The sequence below is a fragment of the Myceligenerans cantabricum genome, from assembly GCF_054777735.1.
On the sequence record NZ_BAAHAJ010000004.1, the window covers coordinates 100,171 to 127,165 of the forward strand.

General features: G+C 73.7%; 28 protein-coding genes. 10 read left to right on the forward strand and 18 right to left on the reverse strand.

The window, feature by feature from the left end; all coding sequences use genetic code 11:
* Window positions 1-211: 211 nt before the first annotated feature.
* From ACYU96_RS02765 to ACYU96_RS02780, 4 genes are read right to left on the reverse strand one after another with little or no spacing between them, the layout of a single operon-like run.
* Window positions 212-682 carry a hypothetical protein gene (locus ACYU96_RS02765; RefSeq protein ID WP_460748872.1) on the reverse strand — a complete coding sequence of 157 codons (471 nt, stop codon included), beginning with the start codon at window positions 680-682 and terminating at the stop codon, window positions 212-214.
* Complete coding sequence (locus ACYU96_RS02770; protein ID WP_460748873.1) at window positions 679-1,281, reverse strand: pilus assembly protein; 603 nt, start codon at window positions 1,279-1,281, stop codon at window positions 679-681. Before ACYU96_RS02770 ends, ACYU96_RS02765 begins: the two co-directional genes overlap by 4 nt.
* Complete coding sequence (locus ACYU96_RS02775) at window positions 1,278-1,655, reverse strand: TadE/TadG family type IV pilus assembly protein (RefSeq protein WP_460748875.1); 378 nt, start codon at window positions 1,653-1,655, stop codon at window positions 1,278-1,280. The genes ACYU96_RS02770 and ACYU96_RS02775 overlap by 4 nt, the downstream gene beginning before the upstream one ends.
* Window positions 1,652-1,843, reverse strand: a complete 192-nt coding sequence (locus ACYU96_RS02780; protein WP_460748876.1) for a hypothetical protein — start codon at window positions 1,841-1,843, stop codon at window positions 1,652-1,654. The genes ACYU96_RS02775 and ACYU96_RS02780 overlap by 4 nt, the downstream gene beginning before the upstream one ends.
* 243 nt (window positions 1,844-2,086) lie before the next feature.
* On the opposite strand from ACYU96_RS02780, the gene ACYU96_RS02785 reads away from it, so the two are divergent.
* Window positions 2,087-2,944, forward strand: a complete 858-nt coding sequence (locus ACYU96_RS02785) for an SDR family oxidoreductase (RefSeq protein WP_460748878.1) — start codon at window positions 2,087-2,089, stop codon at window positions 2,942-2,944.
* A gap of 36 nt (window positions 2,945-2,980) precedes the next feature.
* Here the strand turns inward: ACYU96_RS02785 and ACYU96_RS02790 are convergent, their stop codons facing one another.
* Genes ACYU96_RS02790 through ACYU96_RS02800 form a run of 3 tightly spaced genes read right to left on the reverse strand, consistent with a single transcriptional unit; the run spans window position 2,981 to window position 6,200 of the window.
* The gene (locus tag ACYU96_RS02790) at window positions 2,981-3,916 is read right to left on the reverse strand and encodes a type II secretion system F family protein (protein ID WP_460748879.1); all 936 of its coding nucleotides are present in this window, start codon (window positions 3,914-3,916) and stop codon (window positions 2,981-2,983) included.
* Window positions 3,913-4,767 (reverse strand): type II secretion system F family protein, encoded by an 855-nt coding sequence (locus ACYU96_RS02795; protein WP_460748881.1) that lies wholly within the window; start codon window positions 4,765-4,767, stop codon window positions 3,913-3,915. Before ACYU96_RS02795 ends, ACYU96_RS02790 begins: the two co-directional genes overlap by 4 nt.
* Entirely contained in the window at window positions 4,767-6,200 is a 1,434-nt protein-coding gene (locus ACYU96_RS02800; RefSeq protein WP_460748883.1) for a CpaF family protein, read from the reverse strand. The genes ACYU96_RS02795 and ACYU96_RS02800 overlap by 1 nt, the downstream gene beginning before the upstream one ends.
* A gap of 117 nt (window positions 6,201-6,317) precedes the next feature.
* Between ACYU96_RS02800 and ACYU96_RS02805 the strand changes: the two genes are divergently transcribed.
* On the forward strand, window positions 6,318-6,539 hold the full coding sequence (locus ACYU96_RS02805) for a hypothetical protein (protein WP_460748884.1): 222 nt from the start codon (window positions 6,318-6,320) through the stop codon (window positions 6,537-6,539).
* A 126-nt stretch (window positions 6,540-6,665) separates the two neighbouring features.
* Here the strand turns inward: ACYU96_RS02805 and ACYU96_RS02810 are convergent, their stop codons facing one another.
* Entirely contained in the window at window positions 6,666-6,863 is a 198-nt protein-coding gene (locus tag ACYU96_RS02810; protein ID WP_460748885.1) for a hypothetical protein, read from the reverse strand.
* A gap of 382 nt (window positions 6,864-7,245) precedes the next feature.
* Between ACYU96_RS02810 and ACYU96_RS02815 the strand changes: the two genes are divergently transcribed.
* Window positions 7,246-8,475, forward strand: coding sequence for a pyridoxal phosphate-dependent aminotransferase (locus tag ACYU96_RS02815; protein ID WP_460748887.1), 1,230 nt, complete (start codon window positions 7,246-7,248; stop codon window positions 8,473-8,475).
* Between the two features lie 17 nt (window positions 8,476-8,492).
* Here ACYU96_RS02815 and ACYU96_RS02820 read toward each other — a convergent pair whose 3' ends face one another.
* The 3 genes from ACYU96_RS02820 to ACYU96_RS02830 all read right to left on the reverse strand — a co-directional run bounded on the left by ACYU96_RS02820 (window position 8,493) and on the right by ACYU96_RS02830 (window position 11,914).
* Complete coding sequence (locus ACYU96_RS02820; protein ID WP_460748888.1) at window positions 8,493-8,900, reverse strand: CBS domain-containing protein; 408 nt, start codon at window positions 8,898-8,900, stop codon at window positions 8,493-8,495.
* Between the two features lie 156 nt (window positions 8,901-9,056).
* Window positions 9,057-10,361 carry an LCP family protein gene (locus ACYU96_RS02825; RefSeq protein ID WP_460748890.1) on the reverse strand — a complete coding sequence of 435 codons (1,305 nt, stop codon included), beginning with the start codon at window positions 10,359-10,361 and terminating at the stop codon, window positions 9,057-9,059.
* A 302-nt stretch (window positions 10,362-10,663) separates the two neighbouring features.
* Window positions 10,664-11,914, reverse strand: coding sequence for a multidrug effflux MFS transporter (locus ACYU96_RS02830; protein ID WP_460748891.1), 1,251 nt, complete (start codon window positions 11,912-11,914; stop codon window positions 10,664-10,666).
* Window positions 11,915-12,072: 158 nt separating this feature from the next.
* Here ACYU96_RS02830 and ACYU96_RS02835 point away from each other — a divergent pair, with 158 nt between their 5' ends.
* Complete coding sequence (locus ACYU96_RS02835) at window positions 12,073-12,852, forward strand: SOS response-associated peptidase (RefSeq protein ID WP_460748893.1); 780 nt, start codon at window positions 12,073-12,075, stop codon at window positions 12,850-12,852.
* Between the two features lie 118 nt (window positions 12,853-12,970).
* Entirely contained in the window at window positions 12,971-14,677 is a 1,707-nt protein-coding gene (locus tag ACYU96_RS02840) for a DUF885 domain-containing protein (RefSeq protein ID WP_460748894.1), read from the forward strand.
* Between the two features lie 75 nt (window positions 14,678-14,752).
* Here the strand turns inward: ACYU96_RS02840 and ACYU96_RS02845 are convergent, their stop codons facing one another.
* The 4 genes from ACYU96_RS02845 to ACYU96_RS02860 all read right to left on the reverse strand — a co-directional run bounded on the left by ACYU96_RS02845 (window position 14,753) and on the right by ACYU96_RS02860 (window position 18,396).
* The gene (locus ACYU96_RS02845; RefSeq protein ID WP_460748896.1) at window positions 14,753-15,790 is read right to left on the reverse strand and encodes a hypothetical protein; all 1,038 of its coding nucleotides are present in this window, start codon (window positions 15,788-15,790) and stop codon (window positions 14,753-14,755) included.
* Entirely contained in the window at window positions 15,787-16,029 is a 243-nt protein-coding gene (locus tag ACYU96_RS02850) for an acyl-CoA carboxylase epsilon subunit (RefSeq protein WP_460748897.1), read from the reverse strand. Before ACYU96_RS02850 ends, ACYU96_RS02845 begins: the two co-directional genes overlap by 4 nt.
* The gene (locus ACYU96_RS02855) at window positions 16,026-16,688 is read right to left on the reverse strand and encodes a hypothetical protein (RefSeq protein ID WP_460748899.1); all 663 of its coding nucleotides are present in this window, start codon (window positions 16,686-16,688) and stop codon (window positions 16,026-16,028) included. Before ACYU96_RS02855 ends, ACYU96_RS02850 begins: the two co-directional genes overlap by 4 nt.
* A gap of 85 nt (window positions 16,689-16,773) precedes the next feature.
* Window positions 16,774-18,396, reverse strand: coding sequence for an acyl-CoA carboxylase subunit beta (locus ACYU96_RS02860; RefSeq protein ID WP_460748900.1), 1,623 nt, complete (start codon window positions 18,394-18,396; stop codon window positions 16,774-16,776).
* 178 nt (window positions 18,397-18,574) lie between these two features.
* On the opposite strand from ACYU96_RS02860, the gene ACYU96_RS02865 reads away from it, so the two are divergent.
* Together ACYU96_RS02865 and ACYU96_RS02870 are read left to right on the forward strand one after the other, a co-directional pair.
* The gene (locus tag ACYU96_RS02865) at window positions 18,575-19,498 is read left to right on the forward strand and encodes a biotin--[acetyl-CoA-carboxylase] ligase (protein ID WP_460748902.1); all 924 of its coding nucleotides are present in this window, start codon (window positions 18,575-18,577) and stop codon (window positions 19,496-19,498) included.
* A gap of 42 nt (window positions 19,499-19,540) precedes the next feature.
* Window positions 19,541-20,797, forward strand: coding sequence for an adenylate/guanylate cyclase domain-containing protein (locus ACYU96_RS02870; protein WP_460748904.1), 1,257 nt, complete (start codon window positions 19,541-19,543; stop codon window positions 20,795-20,797).
* 38 nt (window positions 20,798-20,835) lie between these two features.
* Here the strand turns inward: ACYU96_RS02870 and ACYU96_RS02875 are convergent, their stop codons facing one another.
* A complete protein-coding gene (locus ACYU96_RS02875; RefSeq protein WP_460748905.1) occupies window positions 20,836-21,576 on the reverse strand; it encodes a crotonase/enoyl-CoA hydratase family protein in 741 nt (246 codons plus the stop codon).
* Between the two features lie 65 nt (window positions 21,577-21,641).
* On the opposite strand from ACYU96_RS02875, the gene ACYU96_RS02880 reads away from it, so the two are divergent.
* From ACYU96_RS02880 to ACYU96_RS02890, 3 genes are all read left to right on the forward strand, one after another.
* Window positions 21,642-22,352 carry a Maf family protein gene (locus tag ACYU96_RS02880; protein WP_460748907.1) on the forward strand — a complete coding sequence of 237 codons (711 nt, stop codon included), beginning with the start codon at window positions 21,642-21,644 and terminating at the stop codon, window positions 22,350-22,352.
* 197 nt (window positions 22,353-22,549) lie between these two features.
* Complete coding sequence (locus ACYU96_RS02885) at window positions 22,550-24,367, forward strand: acetyl/propionyl/methylcrotonyl-CoA carboxylase subunit alpha (protein ID WP_460748908.1); 1,818 nt, start codon at window positions 22,550-22,552, stop codon at window positions 24,365-24,367.
* Between the two features lie 79 nt (window positions 24,368-24,446).
* Entirely contained in the window at window positions 24,447-24,908 is a 462-nt protein-coding gene (locus tag ACYU96_RS02890; protein ID WP_460748910.1) for a hypothetical protein, read from the forward strand.
* A gap of 133 nt (window positions 24,909-25,041) precedes the next feature.
* Here ACYU96_RS02890 and ACYU96_RS02895 read toward each other — a convergent pair whose 3' ends face one another.
* Both ACYU96_RS02895 and ACYU96_RS02900 read right to left on the reverse strand, forming a co-directional pair.
* On the reverse strand, window positions 25,042-26,472 hold the full coding sequence (locus tag ACYU96_RS02895) for an NAD(P)H-quinone dehydrogenase (protein ID WP_460748912.1): 1,431 nt from the start codon (window positions 26,470-26,472) through the stop codon (window positions 25,042-25,044).
* Between the two features lie 4 nt (window positions 26,473-26,476).
* Window positions 26,477-26,944, reverse strand: a complete 468-nt coding sequence (locus tag ACYU96_RS02900; RefSeq protein WP_460748913.1) for a hypothetical protein — start codon at window positions 26,942-26,944, stop codon at window positions 26,477-26,479.
* Between the last annotated feature and the right edge of the window lie 51 nt (window positions 26,945-26,995).

The window sequence follows — 26,995 nt, forward strand, 5'->3', positions numbered from 1 at the left end:
GTGCCCCCCGCCCTCGGGCACCGAACGCTCACCAGGCGCCCGGTCGCGATCACCCGCCCCACGGGCGCCGCCCCACGGCACCGCGTGCCCGACCGCCGCCGCGATCGGCACCTTCGTGAGTGATCGGTCGTTCAATCTGCCGATCACTCACGAACGTGCCGACCAACGCGCTGTCGGGCGGCCGCACGGCTGTGGGGCAGCCGGGGGTTTGTCACCAGGCTCGGGCCGTGGACGTTGCCGTGACCGTGATCGGCGTCGCCTCGGTGAACCAGCGCAGCAGGGGCGGGCGGCTCGGTGACGCCAGGGTGACCCGTGCCGACCGCCCGTCGGGCGACGTCGCGGACACGACGGCGAGCCCGTCCGGCGCGACGTCCGGCCGCTCGGCGAGGTAGCGCCCGACCGCCGCCGCCACGCTCCGGTCGTCCAGCACCAGGGTCCCCGCCCCGGGTGCTCCCTCGGGCGGTCCCTCCCCGGCGTAGAGGCGGCTCTCGTCGACGGCCTGTGCCGCGTCCGCCGCGAGCACGTCGGCCAGGTCGGCGAGCCGCTTCCGGTCCAGATGGACCGCCGTCGCCGAGGCGACCACCGCGACGAGTGCGACGGCGAACATCACGAACGCCGCGGTCAGCAGCCAGATCCGGCCGTCCTCGGCAGGACTCCGGCTCGGCGTGCGTAGGGCGGTCACGGTCGTACCGCCGCGTAGCGGTCCACCGTGCCGACGTGCGCGGCATCCACGCGCACGGAGGCCGGGACGTCCGAACCGATCGCGCCGGGTACCAGTGGCAGCGGCACGGCGACGTGCACGACGGCGCCCACCTCACCGCCCGGCGTCAGGCACACCTCGTGGTCGCACTCCAGGTCGAGGCTCCCGGCGCCGTCGGGCAGGCCCTGGTCACGCAGCGCGATCCGCACCGCGGTGTCCGCACGTGCGGCCGCCTGCCCCGCGGACTCGGCGGTCACCACGGCCCGGACCGCCTCCCGCGCGGCCGTCTCGGCGGCGAACGTCCCGGCCTGCACCCGCCCCACCACCACGACGAGGTACACGAGCGGCACGAGCAGCAGCACGGCGAGCAGCACCTCCACGACCGCGGAACCGGCCTCGCGCGGGCCGCCGGTCCCCGCGCGCCCCAGGCAGCCGGTCCCCGCGCAGCACGGACAGCCGGTCTCCGCGCGACGCGGGGAGCCGACCCCCGTGCTTCGCGGGCAGCCATTCTCCGGCGGCAGCCGGCGACCGGTGGTCCCGGCGCGTGCGACCGCTCCCGGGCCGAGCCCCGCCTCGATCACGGCTCCTCCAGCGCGTGCCCCCGGACCGTCACCGCGGCGGCGGGGCCCAGCAGGCCCACCACCGGCAGCGGCGTCGTGACCTCGACCTCGATCACGGCCAGCCCGTCCAGCACCGTCTCGTGGGCAACGACGTCCCGGGCGTACGCGCCGTTCAGCGACGCGGCGAGCAGGTACCGGGTCCGGGCGACGCCGTCGGCCGGGCCGCGGTCCGCCCGGGCCGCGACACGCGCGCCCTCGGCGGCCGCGTCGATCGCCAGGGCACGCACGTGCACCGCGAGCGCCACCTGGACGACGCCGAGCAGCAGCGCGAGGACGAACCCCGTCACGACCACGGCCTCGGCGACGGCGGCGCCGCGCTCGTCGCGCGATGTCAACCCTGGCCGGTCACGGAGGAGATGGCCTGCTGGAACGCACCTTCGAGGAGCGGCCCGGCCACCGCCCACAGCGCGACCACCAGGCCTGCGGTCATCAGGGTGACCAGCACCCACCCGGGCACATCGCCCCGCTCGGGATCGCGGGCGCGGTCCTCCGGGTGCGACGTGCTGTCGGTCTTCCTCGCCATCGTGCTCCCCCTGGGCTGGTGCTGGTGCTGGTGCTGGTGCTGGTGCTGGTATTGCCTGCCGTGCCGGTGTTGCCTGCCGCGCCGGTGCTCTCCTGCGGACCGCCGTCCTCGACTGTAGAAGCCCCGACCCAGAACCGCGCGCCGCAGCCGGGATGCCTGTGGAAAACTCGTGTCGGCGTGCGGCCGCCCCGGCCGGGTCCCGTCAGGCTGGTCTCACGCACCCAGCCGGTCCAGGAGATGGTGATGAGCACGAAGACCCTTGCCGTGACAGGTGCCACCGGCCGGCTCGGCGGCCTCGTGACCGAACTTCTCGACACGGCCGGGCGGCCCCATCGCCTGCTGGTGCGTGACCCCGCGAGCACTCGAGTTCCCCGGCACGCGAGCGTCACCGACGTCGCCGGGTTCGAGTTCGGGGACCTGGCGGTCGCGACGCGCGCCCTGGACGGGAACCAGGTGCTGTTCATGGTCTCGGCCTCCGAGGACGCCGACCGGCTCGCCCAGCACCGCACCGTCATCGACGCCGCCGCGGCGGCCGGCGTCGAGCACGTCGTGTACACCTCGTTCCTCGGCGCTGCCCCCGACGCGACCTTCACCCTCGCCCGCACCCATGCCGCCACCGAGGAGCATCTGCGGGCCTCCGGCATGGCCTGGACCTTCCTGCGCGACAGCTTCTACCTCGGCTTCACCGAGGCGATCGTCGGCCAGGACGGGGTGATCCGCGGGCCGGCCGGCCAGGGCGCCTGCGGGTTCGTCGCCCACGCTGACGTCGCCCGCACCGCCGGCGCCGTTCTCATGGACCCGGACGCGCACGCCGGCCGCACCTACGACCTCACCGGGCCCCGGGCGCTGACCCTGGAGGAGGTCGCCGCCACGATCTCCGCGGTGCGCGGCACCGACGTCGTGTACCACGACGAGACCCTCGACGAGGCGTACGCCTCCCGGGCCGGCTTCGGCGTCCCCGACTGGCAGCTCGACGCCTGGGTCAGCAGCTACACGGCCATCGCCGACGGCTCCATGGCGTCGGTCGGCACGGCGATCCAGGACCTCACCGGCACCGCGCCCATGAGTCTGGAGCAGTACCTGCGCCGACCCGCAGCCTAGAAGACCGCCCGAGGCGGGCCTCCCTGCGCGAGGTGCTCAGAACCCCACGCGCAGCGCGGCGAGGCTCGGGAAGACCGCGAACATCACAGTCACCGGCAGGATCAGGAACACGACGGGGACCAGCATCGCGATCTCGCGACGCCCACCGGACTCCATGAGGGCGCGCCGACCCGCTTCCCGGACGTCCTGGGCCTGCGCCTGCAGCACCCCTGCCAGCGGGGTGCCGCGCTCCAGCGCGACGGCCACGGCGTCGGCGAACCGGCTCAGCGGCACGCAGCCCGTGCGGGCGGACATGGCGGTCAGCGCGTCCGGGACGGTGGCGCCGGCCCGCACGGTCCAGACGACACGGGTCAGCTCGCGCGACAGCTCGCCGGTGGTGCCGCGCGCCACCCGGTCCAGCGCGGCGGCGGGCCCCTCGCCCGCGGCGACGGCGAGCGCGAGCAGGTCGGCGATCGTCGGGAACTCGGCGAGCATCCGGTCCTCGCGGCGACGCACGGTCCAGGTCAGCACCTGGTCGCAGGCCACGTGTCCCAGGCCGCCGCCGAGCACGACGACCGCACCGAGCACGACGGCGGGAGCGGGGCGCGCCCAGGCGAGCAGGAGCGCCACCCCGAGCCCGGCGGCGAGGCCCAGCACCGTCCAGGTGAGCTGGCGCGCCCGGAAGTGCTCCACCGACTCGCCGTCCCCGGCCCGGTCGAGCCGTCGGCGCAGGTTGTCGGCCGGGGAACCGAGACGTTCCAGCCGCGCGGCGATACCGGGCAGGGCGACCAGCTCGACGAGCAGGCCGAACGGCCCGCTGCGCCCGGGGCCGCCGTCGTGCAGCAGGGTGGACGTGGCCGGGCGCGGCCGGAGATACGGCTCGAGGCGTTCTGCCAGGGTCGGACGGCGGGCTCGCCAGCCCGCCCACAGCAGCCACAGCCCTGCCCCGAGACCGCACCCGATCACGCCGCCCCAGGCGGCCCAGGCGTTCATCGCAGCACCCGGGTCTCGGTGGGGAGCCTGCCCACGCGCAGCATCACGCGGTAGGCGACCAGCGAGCAGGCGGCGCCCGCGATCAGGACCGCGGCCCCGGCGGGAGTGTCGTACGCCCCGGCTGCCCCGGGCCGCGTGGCGAGCAGGGCGAGCACGAGCCACGGCCCGGCGACGGCGACCCGGGCGCCGTTCACGGTCCAACTCTGCCGGGCCTCCAGCTCTCCCCGGGTGCGGACGTCGTCACGCAGGAATCCGGACAGGGTGCGCAGGAGCCTGCCGAGGTCGCGGCCACCGACGTCGTACGTGATCCGCAGAGCCTCGACGATCCGGTCCGCGACGGGATCGGCGAGCCGGTCCTTGAGCGCGGTGAGGCTGTCCCCGAACCGGCCGGAGGCACGGAAGTCACGGGCGAACTGCGCGAACGGGTCGCGCAGCGCGACAGGTCCGCGCTCGGCGAGCTGCGCGACGGCCTCCGGCAGCGACAGTCCTGCCCGCACGGCGGACGCGAGGTGGTCGACGACGTCGGGCCACACGTCGCGCAGCGCTTTGCGCCGGGAACGCACCCGGGCGCGGAGCGCGGCACCCGGGCCCAGCGCGGCGAGCGCCGCGAAGCATCCGGCCACGGCGGGCGACCCGGTGAGCGCGAGCACGACCAGCCCGGCGCACAGCGCCGCCGCGGCCACCGTGCCGTGCAGCGCGGCGGGCGCGACGTGCGGCAGCCCCGCCTGGTTGAGCAGCTCACGGGTACGGAGGGTGCGCGGTCCGGGGCGCGCCCCGGGCGGCCGTTCCCACCAGGACCACCACAGGCACCAGACGCCCGCCCCGAGGAGCAGGCCCGCGACGACGCCCATCAGGCGCGAGCCGCCACGGTCCAGGGCGACTCGGCGGCCCGCCCCGAGGTGCCGCCGCTCTGCCCGGCCGGCGCCGCGAACCCGGAGGTCGTGGCTCCCGGGGCGGCGGATCCGGGTGTCACACCGCCGTGCCCGGCGAGCAACGCCTGCACGTCGATGCCGGCGTCGGTGAAGCGCTGCAGGTGCGGCGGCATCCCGTCGGCCCGGCGCAGGCCGTGGGCGTCGCGCCGGAACAGCGTCGCCGTCTCGACCACGCCGTCCTCGACGCGGCCGGTCACGGCAAGGATCTCGCGCACCACCCGGCGCCCACGCTCCACCGCGAGGTGCACCACGAGGTCCACCGAGGAGGCCACGGCCGGGACCACGAACCGGTCGGTGACGTTCTCCCCCGCGAGCAGCGGGAGGGTGGCCATCTTCACCACCGCCTCTCGCGCCGAGCTCGCGTGCACGGTGCACATCCCCGGGATGCCGGAGTTCAGCGCGACGAGCAGGTCGAACGCCTCGGCCTCGCGGACCTCGCCGATCACCAGGCGGTCGGGGCGCATCCGCAGCGCCTCCTTGACGAGGCGCCGCAGCGGGATCTCGCCGCCGCCCTCCAGCGACGGCTGCCGGCACTGCATCGCCACCTGGTCGCGCACGGGGAGCCGCAGCTCCCACACCTCCTCGCACGACACGACCCGGTCGTGCGCCGGGATCGATCCCGCCAGCGCGTTGAGCATGGTGGTCTTACCCGCCTGGGTGGCGCCCGAGACGAGCACGTTCAGGCCGGCCCGCACGGCAGAGCCGAGGAACGCGGCCGCGTGCCGGGTGAGGGAGCCGAGACGGACCAGGTCGTCGAGCTCTGCGGCACGCATCACGTGCTTGCGGATGTTCACGCTGAGGTGCTCGCGGGTGATCCCCGGCAGCACGGCGTGCAGGCGTTCTCCCCCCGGCAGGCACGCGTCCACGAACGGGCTGCTCAGGTCGAGCCGGCGGCCGGTGGACCTGAGCATCCGCTCCACCAGGTCGGCCACCTGTTCCGGCGTGAGGATCGTGGTGGTCAGCTCGCGGTTCCCGCCCCGGGCGACGAACACCTGGCTCGGGGAGTTGACCCAGATCTCTTCAACCTCTGGATCGTCCAGGTACGGCTGCAAGGGCCCCAGGCCGCCGATGGCGGCATGAACCTCTTGTGCGGCACGTCCGGCATCCTGCAGCGGCGCGACGACGCCGCGGGCGGCTCGGTCCTCGTAGTCCGCCACCGCTTCGCGAACCAGGTCACCGAAGGCATCGTGCTCCGCGACCGGGTCGACACCTCGACGGCGGACGAGCTCGCGCACCTCCGATTCGAGCACCGCGTCGCCGGCTTCGCCCGACCTGACGGAGTCGGTCGCGACGCGCAGGGCATCGTGATGGCCCTCGGCCGGCTTCTCCGTTCGTTCCACCGAAACCGACATGACTCGCCCCCTGAGCGATTGTGCTGGTCGTACCCCCGAACGGCGACCCACTCGATCACCGCTGCCGACGAGCGTAGGGCCGACCTCGACGATCCGCTCGCCACGACCCAGATGGCTGTGGACAACGATCCCTCGGTGTCCTGGGGGCGCTGCTCACAGCCACCGCGCACCAATTGCGGCGGTGCTGTCGACCTCGTCGTCGACCGGGGCGACGTCAGACGCCTGAAACGGCTCCAGGACAAGGCAGGTGACGACCTCCGCGACGCCGTCCGCCACGACCGGACCCGCCGCCACGACGACCCGATCGCCGTCGTACCCGCGAAGCACCTCGGCCCTTGATGTCAGCCAGGCACGAAGAGCCTTGAGACAAGGACAGCGAGGCAGACATCGGCTTCGACCCAGGACAGCGGATCCGTCAGCGTGCGGCCCGGAGGGCTCGCGCACCGGTACCGCAGGAAACGGCGATCAGGGCCTGCCGGAGCGTCCCGTCCGCGCGCCCCGGACGATCAGCACGACCCCGGCGACCACGACGATCGGCCCGATGATGGCCCACAGCGTCACGCCCGTCATCACGCTGCCAGGAAGATAGCCGAGTCCTTGCAGCGTGAACACGCTGCCCATCGTCGCGAGGACGGCACCGAGAACGATCAGGACGGCCTTCATGGATGCCTCCGAACTGTGGTGGGGAGACCATACACCGGGAGGGCGCACCATCTGCGGCACGCGGCCGACCCGCCCGCCCGTTCGCCGAGCGGGGAAGTCCGCGGCGACGAGCAGGCTCTCCTCTGTCGCGAGGATGCCTGTGGATAACTCGGGTACACGGAGACCCGCCCGCGTGGCCGTGATTTCCCCGTCCTGTGGACGACACGCCAGGCGGGGGCCGGAGTTATCCACAGATCCACAAAGTTTTCCACATATACCCAGGTAACAGGGGTTGTTCGGGACAGCACCGAAGTGCACGGCCGGTGGACGACCGGTGGACAGCGACCGACCGAACACACCCGCGGACGTTTCCGCCACGCGCCGTCATGGTTAGGGTCGCCCCATGACCAACGTCGGCCCCACCGGTCCCTGGCAGTCCGTCGCCCGCTCCGTCGGCCTCCTGGGGGCCGACGGCACCGTCGCCGCCACGATCTTCGCCGAGATGTCCGCCCTCGCGGCGCGCACGGGCGCCATCAACCTCGGCCAGGGGTTCCCCGACGTCGACGGCCCGCAGGCGGCCAAGGAGGCGGCGATCGCCGCCATCCGCGCCGGCCGCAACCAGTACGCCCCCGGCGACGGCGTCCCCGAGCTGCGCCGTGCCGTCGCCGACCACCAGCGTCGCCGCTACGGGCTCGACCTCGACCCGGACTCGGAGGTCATCGTCTCGACCGGCGCCACCGAGGGCATCGCCGCCTCGATCCTCGCGCTGGTCTCCCCCGGTGACGAGGTACTCACCCTCGAGCCGTTCTACGACGTCCACGCCGCGTGCATCGCCCTGGCGGGCGCCACGCACGTCACCGCGCCCGTCCTCCCGCGCGACGGCGCGTTCCGGCTCGACGTCGCCGCCCTGCGCGCGGCCGCCTCGCCCCGCACCCGCATGATCGTGCTCAACACGCCGCACAACCCCACCGGCGCGGTGCTCTCGCCCGCCGAGCTGGAGGCCGTCGCCGCCGTCGCGCGCGAGCACGACGCCGTCGTCGTCACCGACGAGGTCTACGAGCACCTCGTGTTCGACGACGCACGGCACGTCCCCGTCGCGACCCTGCCCGGCATGCGGGAGCGCACGCTCACCGTGTCGTCGTCCGGCAAGACGTTCTCCTTCACCGGCTGGAAGATCGGCTGGGTCTGCGGCCCGGCGGACCTCATCACCGCCGTGCGGACCGTCAAGCAGTTCCTCACGTTCAGCTCGGGCACGCCGTTCCAGCCCGCGATCGCCGAGGTCCTCGCCGACGACGCCGCCCCCCGCGCGCTCATGTCCTCGCTGACCGCACGACGCGACCTGGTCTGCGAAGGGCTCACCGCGGCCGGGTTCGACATCGTCGTCCCGTCCGGCACCTACTTCGTCTCGGCCGACGCGTCCGCCCTCGGGTTCGACGACGGGACCGACCTCTGCCGCCGCCTGCCCGGGCTCGCGGGCGTGGTCGCGGTCCCGGTGTCGGCGTTCTGCACGCCGGGGTCCCCGACGTCCGAGGCGCTGCGGAGCTGGGTCCGCTTCACGTTCGTCAAGCAGCGCGACATCCTGGAGGAGGGCATGGAGCGGCTCGCCAAGGCCTTCGCGGCACCGGGCGCCTGACTCCGCAGAACGGCCCCTCAGCCGGCCGCGGCGCGACCGCCCGTGATGTAGTCCGTGAGCTGGTCACGCTCGGCCTGCACCTCGGCGATCCGGTGCTTCACCACGTCGCCGATGCTCACGATCCCGGTCAGCCGAGAGTCCACGAGCACGGGGACGTGCCGGATCCGGCGCTCCGTCATCAGGGGCATCAGCTCGTCGAGCGTCGCCTCCGGCCCGCAGGTGTGCACGTCGGACGTCATGATGTCCGCCACCGTGGCGTCGAGGACGCCGTCCCCGTCCGCGTGCAGCCGGCGGACGACGTCACGCTCGCTGACGATGCCGTCGACCCCAACACCGTCGTCCGACACGACCAGGGCACCGATACGGTGCTCGGCCAGCACGGCGAGCAGCTCACGCACGCTCCGGTCCCCGGAGATCGTAACCACCGGGCCGCCCTTGCGTCGCAATGCGTCTGTCACCCGCATGAAGCACCTCCGTCGTGTGCCGCCCCGAGCTCACGTCGTCGTGAGCTCCATCCCCCGACGGTACGGCACCGACCAGGTGTTGAGGTAGGGGTCCCGTCCTGTTGCGTGCGACCTGCGTCAGGCGCAGGTGCCTGTCGGCTGGCTCGGTTCCGGGTCCGGTTCCTCGCTCGCCGTGCCGCCCGGGCCGGTGGGCTCGCCGCCCGAGGCGTCCGTCCCGTCCGCCGTCCCGTCAGCGGTGCCCGCGCCGGCGCCCTCGTCGCCGGTCGCCCCCGTACCGGTCTCCGCGCCTCCGGCGTCCTGCACGTCGGCGTCGCCGCCCTCCGGCGTCGAACCGTCGACCGTGCCGCCACCGTCCGGGCCACCCTCGGCACCGTCGCCGCTCGACTCCCCCGCGACCGGCGGCAGGTCCGCGGGCGCGACGTCGTTCGTGATGTCCGCCCAGAGCTGGTCGGCCTCGTAGGTCCACTCCACGCGGTTCGGGTCCTGCGTCCACGGCTGGTTCGGGACCGTGGTGAACTTGATCCGGTTCTTGTCGATGTCCTTCAGGCTGAACGCGAGGCCCGCGAGCTTCTGCGCGTCACCGAGGTCCGGGTCCGGGTTCACGGAACCGAGGACCGCCTTCGACAGCTTGATCATCTTGGCCGGGTTCGCCAGCGTGTCGGCGGAGAGGATCTGGCGGAGCAGCGCGTTGATGAAGCCCTGCTGCCGGTCGATGCGGTCGAGGTCGCTCTGGGTGGTCCCCTCGACGTGCCGGGCGCGCAGGTAGTCGAGCGAGTCCATGCCGCCCAGCGTCTGCTCGCCGGCCGGCAGGTTCACGCCGCCGTACTGCTGCGGGGTGACGATCGGGTACGGCAGGCAGACGCGCACGCCGTCGATGGCGTCGACCACGTCGAGCACGCTGTTCATCTTGACCACGACGTGGTTCGGCATCGGGATCCCGGTGTTGTCCATGATCGTGGTGATCGTGCAGGCCGCACCGTAGGTGAGGTCGTTCTCCCCCTCGCCCGTCAGGTAGCCGCCCGCGTCGAAGGAGCCGTTGACCTGCCCCAGGCCCAGCGCCGGGGAGATGTTCCCGTCCGGCAGCTTGCACCCCGGCCGGTTCACGATCGAGTCGCGCGGGATCGACACGACGTGGATCCACGACCGGTCGCGGGCGATGTGCACCAGCATCATGGTGTCGGACCGCATGCCCGACTCGCCCCCGCCGCCCGCGACCGCGATGTTCGCCGCGTCGCGGAAGTCGGTGCCCATCACCAGGATGTTCACCGGCACGTCCTTGAAGGGGTCCGACGGGTCCTTCACTTCCTTGGTCTCGCCCTGCACGATGCCGGTCACGTCCGAGACCTCGACCTCCGCGGCGAGCTCGTTCACTACGGCGGCCGTCGCCACGCCGCCCAGCGCCAGCACGCCGACCGCGGACATCGCCACGATCCGCGGCTTGCGTGACCATCCCCGGCCCGAGGAGTGCCGGTTCGCCGGTCGGTCCGTCTGCTTGGGGATCCGATGTGGCGGCAACGATGCGTGCTGAGCGGACGGCCGTTCGGACTGAGGCATGGGCCGGAGAATAGCGTCATCACGTTTCACATCGGTTCAGACGCCTGTCAGAAACGAAACGTTGTGTGGATCGAAGGCCGAATCTCGGCCGTCCGGCATGCGGACCGGGCCGTCACCTGCGGGAGCCCGGCGTCGTCGTCCGACGCCGGGCCCGTCCTGGCCGGTCCGGTTCAGCCCTTGCGGAACGCCGGGGTCGCGAACGCGAGGACCGCCAGGGCGCCCAGCACGGACGCGAGCATCACGGCCGACATCGCCACCGCGCCGCTGCCGAGGAACCCGGCGAGCGAGCTCACGATGCCCGCCACCATCGACTGCGTGGCGCCGATCATCGCGGCGGACGTGCCGGCGATCTCCCCGTGCCGGGACATCGCGAGCGCAGACGCGTTCGGCGGGATCAGCCCCTGGAACGCCAGCACGCCCCACAGGACGACGAGCAGCCCGGTGAGCCCGCCCGCGCCGGTCAGCGCGACCGCGAGGAGGAGCAGGGTCATGATCGCCTGGGCCACGATCCCGAACCGCAGCAGGTGCAGCGGAGCGACCCGGCGCACGAGGGCCGCGTTGACCTGGGCGGACAGCACGAGCCCGACGCCGTTCACGCCGAACAGCAGCGCGAACTGCCCCTCGGTGAGGCCGTACTGCTGCTGGAACACGACGGGCGAGGTGACGACATAGCTCATGAGCACGCCGAAGGCGAGGCCGGGGACGACGGCGAGCGCCAGGAACTGCCGGTCCCGCAGCAGGATGCGGTAGCCGGCGAACGCCTTGGCGGGGCCGCCGGTGGTCCGGTTCCCGGGCGCGTGCGTCTCGGGCATGACGGTCAGCACGATCAGCGCGAGCGCCACGCCCATCGCGGCGAGCAGGAAGAAGACCCAGCGCCACGATCCGTAGCCGAGGACGGCGGTGCCGATCGTGGGCGCGAACATGGGTGCGATGCCGATGACGAGCATGAGGCGCGACAGGACGCGTGCGGCCTCGGCGCCGACGAACTTGTCGCGCACCACGGCCATCGCCGTGGTCGCGGCGGCGGAGTTGAAGAAGCCCTGCGCGAGCCGCAGCGCGATCAGCCAGGACATCGTGGGGACGAACACGCACAGCAGCGACGTCACGACGTGCAGCACCAAGCCGACGAGCAGCGGGGCACGGCGCCCGAAGCGGTCCGACAGCGGGCCGATGACGAGCTGCCCGACGCCGCCGCCCACGAGCATGCAGGAGACGGTGAGCTGAGCCATCGCCTCGGTCGAGCCGAGGTCGGCCGCGACCTGGGGCAGGCCGGGCAGGTACATGTCGGTCGTGAAGGCCGGCAGGGCGCAGAGGGCACCGAGCATGACGACCCACAGGGCGACGGTCTTGCCGCGGGGACGGGCGGGTGCGGTAGGTAGGGCTGCGGGGGCAGGACGGGTGGCGAGCTGCGCGGTGGACACGAATCTCCTGGAAGCGCGACGAATGGTCAGGGAGCGACGACAGTGCGGGTGGGAACGGTTGTCCGAGTCTATCGAATCGATACGAACCTGTCAGCGGGTTTCTCCGTAACGCTCGTCACCGGACCGGGATGTCAGACAGCCGCGGCACACTGAGGAGCATGTGCGGACGGTTCGCGTCGTTCAGCGACGCCCAGGATCTTGCCGACGAGCTCGCGATCGCCGAGCTCGCCGACGACGCGCGGCTGCTCGGGCCCTCGTGGAACGTGGCGCCGACCGACCCGGTGCGGATCGTGGTCGAGCGGCCCGCGCGGGGCACCGGCGAGGTCGTCCGGACGATGCGGGTCGCGCGGTGGGGGCTCGTCCCCTCCTGGGCCAAGGACCCGGGCATCGGCGCGCGCATGATCAACGCTCGTGGCGAGTCGGTGCTCGACAAGCCGGCGTTCGCCCGGCCGTTCGCCGCCCGGCGCTGCCTCGTGCTCGCGGACGGGTACTACGAGTGGCGGAAGCTGCCGGGTCCCACGTCGTCGGGGGGCTCGGCCCCGCGCACCGGCCGGACGCCGAAGCAGGCCTACTGGATCCATCCCGGGGCCGGTCGCACCGCGGCCCTCGCCGGGCTCTTCGAGTTCTGGCGCGACCGGTCGAGAGCCGAGGACGACCCGGCACGCTGGCTCGTCTCGACGACGGTGATCACCCGGGCCGCCGCCGGCGAGCTGTCGCTGATCCACGACCGGACCCCGGCGGTCCTCGCGCCGGACGCCTGGGACCGCTGGCTCGACCCGGGGACCGGCACCGACGAGGCCGCCGCCCTCCTCCAGCTTCCGGGCGTGCCCCTGGAGACCCGTCCGGTGGGCGCCGCCGTGGGCTCCGTGCGCAACGACGGTCCGGGCCTGATCGAGCCCGACCCGGAGCCCCGCGACCCGGAGCCCGTGCTGCTGTAGCTCGCGGGAGCACGGGCCCGCCGCGCTCCGCGTCCATCACCGGGTGCGCCACCGCGTCCACCGCCGGGACGCGGGAAACGCCGGGCGCCGGCAGGTGGCGCGGCAGTAGTCTCGCGAGGTGACCACACCCGACACCACACGAACCCCGACGCCCGTCGACGCCGTCGCCGACGCCCACGTGCGGCGCCTCGTCGAGCACAGCCCGATGACCGCGACCGAGATCGGCCTGCCCGGGCGCGACCATCTCCTGGACACGCTCGACCCCGAGTACCACGAGGCCGCCGCGGCCATGAACCGCGCCACGCTCGACGAGCTCGACACCGTGGACCCGGTGGACGACGTCGACCACGTGACCCTCGCGGCCATGCGGGAACGCCTCGGCCTCGAGCTGGAGCTGCACGACGCCGGCGAGGACCTCGCCGACCTGAACAACATCGCCTCACCGGTGCAGTACCTGCGAGACATCTTCGACATGATGCCGACCGGCACCGTCGAAGCGTGGGAGAACGTCTCCGGCCGCCTGGGCGCCCTGCCGACCGCCGTCGACGGCTACGCCGAGTCCCTCCGCCTGGCGGCGTCCCGCGGCAACGTCGCCGCGATCCGCCAGGTGCGCGAGGGGGTCAAGCAGGCCCGGGAGCTGGCGGGTGACGGGTCGTTCTTCACGTCGTTCGTGCACGGCAAGGAGGCGGAGTCGGTGCTGGACGACTCGGCCTCGTGCAGCATGCTGCGCCGCGACCTGGAGCTCAACGCCACCGGCGCCCGCGAGGCGTACGCGAGGCTCGCGGACTTCCTCGAGTCCGAGCTCGCGCCGCAGGCACCCGAGGCGGACGCCGTGGGCCGCGAGCGCTATGCGCTGTTCAGCCGCACGTTCCTCGGTGCCACGGTCGACCTGGAGGAGACGTACGCGTGGGGCGTCGACGAGCTCGCCCGCATCGTGGCAGAGCAGGAGGCAGTCGCCCGCGAGATCGCCGGGCCGGGGGCGAGCGTCGAGGACGCGGTGCGCGTGCTCGACGAGGACCCGGCCCGGAAGCTGCACGGGACGGACGCCCTCAAGGCCTGGATGCAGGAGACCTCGGACGCCGCGATCCGCGACCTGAACGGTACGCACTTCGACGTCCCCGAGCCGGTGCTGAACCTGGAGTGCCTGATCGCGCCCACGCAGACCGGCGGCATCTACTACACCCCGCCGAACGACGACTTCTCCCGGCCGGGCCGCATGTGGTGGTCCGTGCCGCCGGAGGTCACCGAGTTCAACACCTGGCGGGAGAAGACGACGGTCTACCACGAGGGCGTCCCCGGCCACCACCTGCAGTGCTCGCAGGCCGTGTACTCGCGCGAGACGCTCAACTCGTGGCGCCGCCTGGCGTGCTGGGTCTCGGGGCACGGCGAGGGCTGGGCGCTGTACGCGGAGCGGCTCATGGCCGACCTCGGCTACCTGGACGACCCGGGTGACCGGCTCGGCATGCTCGACGGCCAGCGCATGCGCGCGGCCCGCGTCGTGTTCGACATCGGCATGCACCTCGGGCTCAAGGCGCCCGCGGCGTGGGGCGGCAACACCTGGGACGCCGGCACGGCATGGGAGTTCCTGCGGTCGAACGTGAACATGCCCGAGGAGTTCATCTACTTCGAGTACCAGCGGTATCTCGGCTGGCCGGGGCAGGCGCCGTCGTACAAGGTGGGCCAGCACCTCTGGGAGCGGACGCGGGACGACGCGCGGGAGGCCGCGGCCGCCCGGGGCGAGACGTTCGACGCCAAGGCCTTCCACGCCCGCGCGCTGAACCTGGGGTCGGTCGGCCTCGACGTCCTGCGCGAGGCGCTCGCCTGACCGTCGCGGCGGGGCGCCGCGACGGCCGGCCCGAGCCCCTGCGGCGCCGCACCGCCCGGAGGTCGCGCGACGCCGCTAGGACGCCGGGGTGTGGGGCGGAGAGGGTTCCGGCCGGCGGGTCGCGGCCTTGGCCGCACGGGAGAGGTCGACGAGGGCTGCCGCGTCGTCGCGCACCTGCGCCGGCACGGACGGCGCCCACCAGCTGTCCGGGACCTGCTTGACCTCGACGTCCACGCCGCGCCGGCCGAGGATCGAGGTGAGCAGCACGCTCGACGTCGTCGGCAGGCCGAGCACCTGCTGACCTTCGAGCATGCCGGACAGCCGCAGCTCCAGGACCGCTGCCGGGTCCGCGACGGTCACCCCGGGCGTGGTCCGCAGCACGCGGCGCACCAGCGGCTCGTCACGCCGGTACGGCACGTACAGCACCGGTCCTTCGGCCGCCAGGGACAGCACCCACGACAGGTAGCTGTCGGTGTCCACGAACCCGGCCCCCACGAGGCCCGACCCGACCACGACGGTCGGCTCGGCGGGCGCGGCGGACAGCGGCTGGGAGGTGAACCAGGGGAACTCGTTGCGCTCCACGCGCACCCCGGCCGCCGACAGCCTGCCGAGCGCGTCGCCGGACAGCGGGAGGGCCGTGAAGAGCGTGAGCCCGTCGCGTCGTGCCAGGCCGCGCAGCCGCTCGGCAGTGGCCCGCCCGAGCGCACGACGCGCGGCGTTGGCCGGCACGCCCGAGCGCACGAACGATCCGGCCGGCGAGGTGAGGATCCGGTCGAGGTCGAGGGCCGCCAGGCCGTCGTCGACCAGCGTGATCGACGAGACCGGCCGGGTCAGCAGAGCGGTCTGCACGACGCCGGAGAACATCTCCCCGACGATCCGGTGCCGGTTCAGCGACCGCATCGCGTACCGGACCGGCCGCACGTCCATCGTCAGGCCGGGCGGGAGGGTGGCGCGGGCGAACGCGTCGCGCGCCTGCGCGAGCGTCGGGACGTCGTCCCGCACGTGCACGCGCGTGACCTCCCCGCCCAGCCCTGCCACGTGCGCCTCCAGGGTGCACAGCAGCTGCAGCGGGGACTCGACGAGTGCCCCGACGACGCGCGCCCCGCGGCTCACGAGCGGAGGCTCCAGCGCCACGAGTCGGCGTTGTGGCGGCCCGACCTGCCCCCGAAGTTCTGCGCCGTGGCGGCGCCGTTGCCGCGCAGCACGCGCGACCGGTTCGTCCACTCGTCGATGGGGGCGGCGTCCTCCGGCTCGTCGGCGGCCGTCACGGCGGCGAGGCCGGCCACGAGCGCGGCCACCTCCACGTCGTCCGGCCGGCCGCTGACCACACGTACCTGTGGGTGCTGGCTCATCGCTCGTCCTCCCTGGGGTCGTCCTGGCCGGGTCCGGCGTCGTCGTCGAAGCCGACGGCGCCACCGAGGCCGGTCGTGTCGTCCGGGCCGATGGTGTCGTCCGGACCGGCCGCGTCGTCGAACCCGGCGTCGTCGAAGGCGTCCTCGGCGAGCGGACCGTCGTCGAACCCGGCGGGGACGCCGCGTGACGAGACCCACTCGAGCACCTCGTAGCCCCCCTCGGCCAGGCGCTCCGCGACCTCCTCGCCGCATCCGTCGACCAGCCCGAGCGCGCCGTCCAGGGACGCGTCGTTCCCGCGTGCGGCCACCAGGAAGCTCAGGTAGAAGGACTCCGCCCGCGCCGCCGCGCCGGGCTGTTCCTCGCGGGCCGAGGAGTCCGGACCCTGCTCCCAGATGGACGTGGTCAGGTCCGGGTGCATGCCCAGGGCGTCGTGCAGGGTGTCGAAGAGGTCGGCGTTCTTCTGCCCGACCTTCTCCTCCAGCACGTGCAGGCGGGGGTCCTCGTCGGCCTCGGCGGCGCCGAACTCCGAGCGCACGCCGACAGCGGTCCGGACGTAGTCGTGCAGCGTCTCGGCGAGTGCTTCCACCGCGCGGTGCAGCGGATCAGGATCCACGGGACCCAGCGGTGCCGGGCCGTGCGTGGCGTCCTCGTGGCTCATGTGGTTCCTCCGGTGGGGCCGGCCGGGGACAGGGGCCGTGAGTGATCAAGCCTAGTGGGCCCGCCCGGATGCCCCCGACGCGGCGTCACAGGGGGATGTTGCCGTGCTTCTTGGGCGGCAGGCTCGCGCGCTTGGTGCGCAGCGCCCGCAGCGCCCGCACCACCTGGACACGCGTCTCGGACGGCTTGATCACCGCGTCCACGTAGCCGCGCTCGGCCGCGTCCCACGGGTTGACGATGGCGTCCTCGTACTCCGCGGTCAGCCGTGCGCGCTCGGCCTCGACGTCGCCGCCCTCGTCAGCGACCTTCTTGAGCGCCCCGCGCTGCAGGATGTTGACCGCGCCGCCCGCGCCCATCACCGCCACCTGCGCGGTGGGCCACGCCAGGTTCACGTCCGCGCCGAGCTGCTTGGAGCCCATCACGATGTACGCGCCGCCGTAGGCCTTGCGGGTGATGACCGTGATCAGCGGCACGGTCGCCTCGGCGTAGGCGTAGATCAGCTTCGCGCCGCGGCGGATGATCCCCTGGTGCTCCTGGTCCACACCCGGCAGGAAGCCGGGCACGTCCACGAAGGTCAGCACCGGGATGTTGAACGCGTCGCAGGTGCGCACGAACCGCGCGGCCTTCTCGGCCGCGTCGATGTCCAGCGTGCCCGCCATGGACAGGGGCTGGTTCGCGATGATGCCCACCGACTGGCCCTCGACGTGCCCGAAACCCGTGAGCACGTTGGCCGCGTACATCGGCTGCACCTCCAGGAACGACTCCGGGTCCAGCACCGCCTCGACCGCGTCGCGCATGTCGTACGGCTGGTTGTCCGAGTCCGGGACGAGCCGGTCCAGGGCCTCGTCGTCGGCGGTGACCTCGAGCGGGGTGTCGTCGGCCGGGAAGGCCGGCGCGTCGCCCAGGTTGTTCTGCGGCAGGTAGCCGAGCAGGTGGCGGACGTAGTCGAGCGCGTCGTCCTCGTCGCTCGCCATGTAGTGCGCCACGCCCGACGTCGCGTTGTGCGTCCGCGCCCCGCCGAGCGTCTCGAAGTCGACGTCCTCACCGGTCACCGACCGGATCACGTCCGGCCCGGTGATGAACATGTTCGACGTGCCGTCCGCCATCACGATGAAGTCCGTCAGCGCCGGGGAGTACACGGCGCCGCCCGCGCTCGGCCCCAGGATGAGGGAGATCTGCGGCACCACGCCCGACGCCGCCACGTTCCGGCGGAACATCTCCGCGAACTGCGTCAGGGCCGCCACGCCCTCCTGGATGCGCGCGCCGCCGCCGTCGCTGATCCCGATGATCGGCACCCCCGTACGCAGCGCCAGGTCCTGCACCTTGGTGATCTTCTCGCCGTGCACCTCGCCGAGGCTGCCGCCGAACACCGTGAAGTCCTGGGCGTAGATGCACACCTGACGGCCGTCGATCGTGCCGTGCCCCGTCACGACGCCGTCGCCCGGGATCCGCTTCCGGTCCAGGCCGAAGTTGCGGCTGCGGTGCGTCGCCAGGGCGTCGAGCTCGACGAAGCTGCCCTCGTCCAGCAGCTCGGCGATACGCTCGCGCGCCGTCTTCTTGTCGCGCTTGTGCTGCTTGGCCTGGGCGGTCACCTCCGGGTCGGTGACGGCGGCCGCGCGACGGGCCTCGAGGTCGGCGATCTTGGCCTGGGTGCCCGCGGGTGCGGTGGTGGCGTCGTTCACGAGCCCGAGCCTAGTTGGCGAGTCCATCCCACTCGATGGCCGCCACACCAGCAGGAACCCCCTCCTGGTTGTGCAGACCCCACACCCGGCCGTCCTCACCGGTGACGCACGCGCCGGGCCGGGGGCGACGCCGTCGGCCCCACCGGTCCCGTGCCCTCGGGGACTCGTGGAGCGGGAGGCGGGGCCGGGAGGGCAGGATGGGCGCATGCGTGAGGTGCTTCGGCAGGACGAGCTGGATGTGGCCGGGTTCGGCAGGATCGACGTGGTCGAGGAGTCGGCGTCCACCAACACCGAGCTCGTGACCGCCGTGCGAGCCGACCCCGAGGCGTGGCCCGCGCCGTCGGCCCTCGTCGCGGAGCACCAGACCGCGGGCCGCGGCCGTGCCGGCCGCGCCTGGAGGACCCCGCCGCACGCCTCGCTCATCGTCTCGGTCCTCCTGCGCCCGGCCGTCCCGGCCCAGCGGCTCGGCTGGCTGCCGCTGCTCGCGGGGGCCGCAGCGGTCCGGAGCCTCGCCACGCACGGCGGCGGTCGCGGGGACGACGGCGGCTCCGGCAGCCCCCGGCCCGGCTCCGGTGCCCCGCAGGCAGTCTCCGGGGACGACGCCGGGCCTGCCGGCCTCGCGGTCAAGTGGCCCAACGACGTGCTCGTGCGGGCGGAGACGCCGGTCGCCGGGCTCGGTGGCTACCGCAAGGTGGCGGGCATCCTGGCGGAGGTCGTGCCCGGGACCGGGACCGGCGCACCGGCCGCGGTGGTGCTCGGCATCGGCCTCAACGTCTCGCAGGGCGCGGACGAGCTGCCGGTCGGGACCGCGACGTCGCTGGCGCTCGCCGGGTACGGCGACCTCGACCGCACCACGCTCCTGGCGAGCCTGCTGGGAGAGGTGGCGGCCGCCGTCGGACGCTGGGAGCGGGCGGACGGCGACCCCGACGCGTCCGGCCTGGCCGGCGAGTGCGCCGCCGTCTCCGCGACCCTCGGCACACTCGTCCGCGCGGAGCTGGCGGGCGGGGCCGGGACCGTCGAGGGCGAGGCGGTCCGGCTCGACGGGACGGGCGCCCTGGTGATCCGCACCGACGGCGGGGCGGAGCGGACCGTGGCGGCCGGGGACGTCCACCACCTGCGCGAGACGTGAACGCCGCACGGGTCTCTCAGGCGGCACGAATAGGCTGGTGCCGTGCTTCGCCACAGCAACGAGAACCACCCCGAGCCCGCGGACGGCGCCGAACGGCGCACGCGAGCAGACGCGGGCACCCCGCGCGACCGACCCGAGCGGAGCGCTTCGGACGGCCGACCCGAGCGAGAACCCACGACGGACCCGCCCGAGCCGGACGCCCCGGGCGAACGGCCCGATGCGGCTGCCCCTGTGAACCGGCCCGCGCCCGACCCCATGCACCACCACGGCCTCGGCTCGGACACCGCGACCAGGCTGGACGAGGAGATCCTCGGCGGGCCGCGGCAGCTCACGCTGGCGGAGCTGACCGACCGGACCGGCCTCGAACGCCGCAAGGCCGAGGACTTCTGGCGCTGGCTGGGCCTGCCGGTCAACCACCCGGAGGACCCGTCGTTCACGGCGTCCGACGTGGAGGCACTGCAGGAGATCGACGAGGTCTTCGAGGCGCAGGAGATGGACGGGCGGGCGCGGATGGCGTTCGTCCGCGCGATGGGGCACACGACCGAACGGCTCGCGCTGTGGCAGGTCGAAGCACTCGTGGAGCACCTCGCCCGGCGGTACGAGCTGGACGAGACCTCGGCCCGGCTGCTCGCCCTGGACCGCCTTCCCGACCTCGCGGAGGTCCTCGGACGCCAGCTCGAGCACGCCTGGCGGCGGCAGCTCGCCGCCCTGACGGGCCGGATGGCCATCGAGTTCGCCGGCGCCCGCGACGACGAGGACCACGACGCCCACCAGCTCCCGCTCCCCCGCGCCGTGGGGTTCGCCGACGTCGTCTCCTTCACCAAGCGGACGGCCGGCCTGGAGTCGGCGGAGCTGGCCGACTTCGTGCAGCGGTTCGAGGCCGGCGCCCGCGACATCATCACGAACTACGGCGGCCGCGTGGTCAAGACGATCGGGGACGCCATCCTCTTCGTGGCGGACGACGCCGAGACCGGCGCGGAGGTCGCGCTCAAGCTCGCGGAGTCGACCGGCGAGTCGCTCGGCACCACCGAGCCGGACGTGCCGGAGATCCCGGTACGCGTCGGCTTCGTGTGGGGGCGCGTGCTCTCGCGGTTCGGCGACGTGTTCGGCCCGTCCGTGAACCTGGCCTCCCGCCTCACCGACCAGGCGGAGCCGTCCACCGTCCTGGTGGACAAGGCCACGGCGGACACCCTGGCGGCGTCGTCGGCCCGCTACGCGCTGACCAAGCAGCCGGAGCGGGACGTCCCGGGCATCGGCCCCCTGGCCCCGGTCCGCCTCCAGCACGGCTACACGGGCTGACCACCCCCGCACCGCTGGACCGAGCCGCCCGGCACCGGTCAGCGGCGGCGCATCACGCCCGGGAGCAGGCCGAGCTGGGTGCCGCGCTCGGCGGCGAAGGTGCGGCGCGGGCCACGGTGCCAGGTGCGGTCCAGCAGGCGCTTCGCGGCCCGGACCGCCTCCGGGCGCCGCTCGCAGATCGTCGCGGCGAGCTCCCGCGCGTCGTCCAGGGGATCGTCCGACGTCGCCCCGGCCAGGCCGAACGCCACCGCCTCCGCGCCGGAGAACTCCTGGGCGGTCAGCGTGAGCCGCTTGGCGGTCTCCAGCCCGGTCAGCTCCGAGAGCGCCTGGATCCCGGCCATGTCGGGGACCAGGCCGCGGGCGACCTCCATGACGCACCAGCGGGCGTCCGGCGTGGTGATCCGCAGGTCCGCGCCGAGCGCGACCTGCAGCCCGCCGCCGAACACGTGCCCGTGCACGGCCGCGATCACGGGGACCGGCACCCGGCGCCACGCCCGGCACGTCTCCTGGAAGAGGTTGGTGCCGCGCCACGTCGGGACGAACGCCCGGGCGACCCCGGCAGGGTCCCGCATCGTGGCCCGCAGGTCGAGGCCTGCCGAGAAGGAGCGCCCCTCCCCGGACAGGATCACGGCCCGCACCCCGGGCTCCCGCCGCAGGCGCCGCGCCGTCGCCGCGAGGCCCGCGAGCATGTCGAGCGTCAGGGCGTTCAGCTTGTCGGGCCGGTCGAGACGGACGTGTGCGACGCCGTCGTCGGCCACGGTGCAGGCGATGTACGACATGGCGGCAGCGTACGCGGCGACGGCGACCGAGCCGCCGGAGCAGGACCTTCGGTAGCCTGGCGGGCGTGCCTCGACTCGTGCTCGCCTCCCGCTCCCCCGCCCGGCTCGCCACGCTGCGCTCGGCCGGGGTGGAGCCGCTCGTGCAGGTCTCCGACGTGGACGAGGAAGCGGTCCTCGCCGCGGCCCGTGCCGGCGCCCAGCACCTCACGCCCGCCGACGAGGTCCTGCTGCTGGCCCAGGCCAAGGCGGAGGACGTCACCCACCGGCTGGAGCGGGACGCGGCCGACGCCGGAGCGCACCCGGGCGCCGCGGCGCCGTCCGGCGGCCCCGCGGCCGGGAGCACGGCCGGCATCGTCGTCGGCTGCGACTCCATGCTCGAGATCGACGGCGAGGTGGTGGGCAAGCCCGCCGACGCCGACGCCGCGCGCGAGCGGTGGCGGGCGATGCGGGGCGGCAAGGGCGTGCTGCACTCGGGCCACTGGCTCGTCGACCTGCGCGGCGCTGACGACGGCGGCACGCGCGCGACCTTCGGCGCCACGAGCTCCACGACCGTCTGGTTCGGCCACATGGACGACGACGAGATCGACGCCTACGTCGCCACCGGCGAGCCGCTGCACGTGTCGGGCGCGTTCACCATCGACGGCCTGGGCGGCCCGTACATCGACCGCATCGAGGGCGACCATCACGGCGTGGTCGGGATCAGTCTCCCCCTCCTGCGCAGGCTGCTGGCCGAGATCGCCGTCACCTGGCACGACCTCCGCACCGCGCCCGCGTAGCACCGGCGACCCGCCGTGCTGTCCCCCGACGCGAGGTTGCGGAAACCCACAGCGCTCCGGGGCGTCGTCGCCCGCGGAACCCCGGAGCGCCGTCATCCATGGTGAATTCCTCCAAACGGACCCGGAGCGCCTTGGGGGACTTTCCACACGTCTCCCGGCACCCGGCCGCGTTACCGTGAGCCGTGCCCAGTTCTCGTATGCCCAGCGCCAGCATCTCCAAGGTGCTCATCGCCAACCGCGGTGAGATCGCCGTCCGCGTCGCGCGCGCGTGCGCCGACGCCGGGATCGCGTCCGTGGCGGTGTACGCGGACCCTGACCGGGACGCCATGCACGTGCACCTCGCCGACGAGGCGTTCGCCCTCGGCGGGACCACGGCGGCCGAGACCTACCTCGACATCCCGAAGCTCGTCGACGTCGCGCGGCGCTCCGGGGCCGACGCCGTCCACCCGGGGTACGGGTTCCTCTCCGAGAACGCCGAGTTCGCCCAGTCCGTGATGGACGCGGGGCTCGTCTGGATCGGCCCGCCGCCGTCGGCGATCGAGTCCCTGGGCGACAAGGTGAGCGCACGGCACATCGCGCAGCGCGCTGGCGCTCCGCTGGTCCCCGGCACGCCCGACCCCGTGGCCGACGCCGACGAGGTGCGCGCGTTCGCGGAGCAGCACGGCCTGCCCATCGCCATCAAGGCGGCGTTCGGCGGCGGCGGCCGCGGCCTGAAGGTCGCCCGCACGCACGACGAGATCGGCGAGCTGTTCGAGTCCGCCGTCCGCGAGGCCACCGCCGCGTTCGGCCGCGGCGAGTGCTTCGTGGAGCGCTACCTGGACAAGCCCCGGCACGTGGAGACCCAGTGCCTCGCGGACGCGCACGGGAACGTCGTCGTCGTCTCGACGCGCGACTGCTCGCTGCAGCGGCGCCACCAGAAGCTCGTCGAGGAGGCGCCCGCGCCGTTCCTCACCTCGGCGCAGACCGCCGAGCTGTACGCGGCGTCGGAGGCGATCCTGCGCGAGGCCGGCTACGTCGGCGCGGGGACGTGCGAGTTCCTCGTGGGCGCGGACGGCACGATCTCGTTCCTCGAGGTCAACACCCGCCTCCAGGTGGAGCACCCGGTGACCGAGGAGGTCACGGGCATCGACCTGGTCCGCGAGCAGTTCCGCATCGCCGCCGGCGAGAAGCTCGGCTACGGCACGCCGGAGGTGCGCGGGCACTCGTTCGAGTTCCGCATCAACGGCGAGGACCCCGCCGCGGGCTTCATGCCCGCACCCGGCACGCTCGAGAAGATCGTGTGGCCGTCCGGCCCGGGCGTGCGCGTCGACACCGGTGTGAGCGAGGGCGACGCCGTCTCCGGCAACTTCGACTCGATGGTCGCCAAGCTGATCGTCACCGGCGCCACGCGCGCGCAGGCCGTGCAACGCGCCCGCCGCGCCCTGCGCGAGCTGCGCATCGAGGGCATCCCCACCGTCATCCCGTTCCACCGCGCGGTCCTGGAGGCGCCGGCGTTCGTGCCGGAGCCCGTGTCCGACGACGGCACGGGGAGCGAGCAGGGCTTCGCCGTGCACACCCGCTGGATCGAGACCGACTTCGCGGAGACGGTCAAGGGCCTCGGCACCGCCGTCCCGGCCGCCGCTCCCGCGGCCGGCACCGAGCCCGAGCCGCTCGCCGAGCGCGTCGTGGTGGAGGTCGGCGGGCGCCGCCTGGAGGTGGTCCTCCCGGCCGGCCTGGGCGTCGCCGCGGGCAAGGCACGCTCGGCGAACGCCGCGCGCCGCCCGGGCCGCCGCTCCGGCGGGGCGAAGTCGGCGGCGACGGGCAACACGCTCGCCTCGCCGATGCAGGGCACGATCGTCAAGGTGGCCGTGGCCGAGGGCGACCAGGTGGCCGAGGGCGACCTCGTCGTGGTGCTGGAGGCCATGAAGATGGAGCAGCCGCTGGTGGCGCACCGTTCCGGGACCGTGACCGCCCTCGTGGCGACGGCCGGAGCGGGCGTCACGGCAGGCGCGGCGATCTGCGAGATCACCGACTGAGAGCACGGCGGGAACAACGGATCAAATACGGGGCTGATCTGGTCGTTTGCACCCTGTTCGGTCCGCTAGGGTTTGCCTCGTGACTGAAGCACTGACACTCACGCCCGAAGAGGCCATCGCCCTTGTCCGCCCCGGTTCCGGTCTGCCGTCGTTCGTCAGCGACGTGAAGGTCGACGACGGCACCGCGTCCGCGCACGCCGACCTCCGTCGCCTCGTCGACGCCCCCGCCGCCGTCAAGGCCGCCGCCAAGCTGGTCCCGACCCTGAACGCGTCGGCCGAGGTCAAGGACGTGACCGACGGTGTCGCCACGTTCAACCTCAAGGCCGACGCCGCCGGTCTCCCGGTCAGCAAGCTGCTCGGCCTGGCGCAGCCCATCGTCAACGGCCTGCTGAAGGAGAAGGGCCTGCCGACCGACGTCGTGTCGCTGGGCGCCGGCACGTTCTCGATCAAGCTCGCCGAGGTCCTCAAGGACCGCGTCAAGGACGTCACGGCGGTCCGTCTGGACGGCGGCAAGGTCACCATCGAGGGCACCCCGGCCTGACAAGGCTCCTCGCCCCCACCCTGCCGGGGCGGTACCTCACCCCGTGAGGTACCGCCCCGGCGTCGTCCCACCGGACGGCGCTTCGATCCGGTCGACCCTCCGCGCCGGCCCACGGCCAGCCGGTACGTGCGGCTCAGCGTTCCTGGACGCGGGCGTCCAGGACGCGTGCCGCCTCCGCCGTCGTGCCGCTCAGGGACGGGTAGATGGTGAACGACGCCGCGACGTCGTCGACCGTGAGCCGGTGCTGCACCGCGAGCGTGATCGGGAAGATGTGCTCGCCGGCGCGCGGGGCGACGACCACCCCGCCCAGCACGACGCCGGCCTCCGGGTGGGCGAACAGCTTCACGAAGCCGTCGCGGACTCCGAGCATCTTGGCGCGCGGGTTGCGGGCCAGCGGGAGCGTGGTGGTGATGTACCGCGAGCCCTGCGCCTTGAGCGCGTCCTCGCTGTACCCGACCGTGGCGATCTCCGGCGCGGTGAAGATGTTCGAGGCGACCGTGCCGAGCCGCAGCGGCGCGACGCCGTCGCCCAGCGCGTGCTGCATGGCGATCCGCCCCTGCATCGCCGCCACCGAGGCGAGCGGGAGGACGCCGGTGCAGTCGCCCGCGGCGTACACGCCGCGCACCGAGGTGCGGGACACCCTGTCCACCTCGACGTGACCGCTCGGGGTGAGCGTGATCCCTGCCTCCTCCAGCCCCAGCCCGCCGGTGTTCGGCACGCCGCCGACGGCGACGAGCACGTGCGACCCGTGCACCACGCGGCCGTCCGACAGCGTCACCGCGACACCGTCGTCCGTCCGCTCGGCGCTCTCCGCGCGCGTGCGGCTCAGGACCGTCATCCCGCGCGAGCGGAACACGCCCTCCAGCAGCTCGGCCGCGTCCTCGTCCTCCCCCGGCAGCACGCGGTCGCGCGAGGACACCAGCACGACGTCGGACCCGAGCGCGTTGTACGCGCCCGCGAACTCCGCGCCGGTGACGCCGGAGCCCACCACGATGAGCTTCTCGGGCAGTTCGTCCAGGTTGTACATCTGGGTCCACGTCAGGATGCGCTCTCCGTCGGGCACGGCGGTGGGCAGGATGCGCGGCGTGGCACCGAGGGCGAGCAGGATCGTGTCCGCCTCCAGCACACGGGGATCGCCGCCGCCGTCCGGCTCGACGACGACGCGCGACGTCCCGTCCAGACGCCCCGTGCCGCTCACGATCTCGATGCCCTCGCGCACGAGCCGGCCGTGGATGTCGGCGCTCTGCGCCGCCGCGAGCTCCAGCACGCGCTGGTTCACGGCCTGCAGGTCGACGCTGAGGTCGCGCTTGGCGGCGTCGTCCGTCAGCCGGATGCCGAGCTCGGGGGCGCGGTCGGCGATGGTCATCCACTCGGCGGTCGCGATGAGGGTCTTGGAGGGGACGACGTCGGTCAGCACCGCCGCGCCGCCGAGCCCCTGGCGCTCGACGACGGTGACGCGCGCGCCCAGGCTGCCGGCGACGAGCGCCGCCTCGTATCCGCCCGGGCCACCCCCCACGACGACGATGTGGGCAGGTTCGCGTGCGGTCGAAGCAGGGGTTGTCACGAGGTCAGCCTACCGATCCGTCCAGGAGGACCTCGCCGTCGGACAGTCGCAGGTTCGTCACGGTGAGGCCGGGAAGCTTGGCCTCGAGCAGGGTCTCGACGTCGACGGCGATGCGCGCGTCGTGCTGGATGTCGACGACGCCGGGCGGCAGCTGCTGCTTCGCGAGGGCCTGCTCGACCGGCGCGGCCGCGAGCGACAAGAGCTTGTGTGCGGGCAGCCCTGCGGCGTTGGCCTCGACCGCCAGCGTGGCGACGCCGTTCCCGAAAGCCACGACGCGCACGTCGGCCCGCACGATGGGGGCGATCCGGACGGCGAGCCTGAGCGGGCCGGGCAGCGCGTCCAGCCGACGGAGGTCGACGACGACACGGATCACGTCGCCGTCCCCGCTCAGGGAGGTGAGCACTGGTGGGACGGGCTGGCCGGCGACCTTGACCAGGCCCAGGACCTCGGCGGGAGTGATGCGGATATGCACGGGGCGAGCCTATCCCGGCTGTCCCGCCGGCCCGGGCTGACGCGCGCGGCC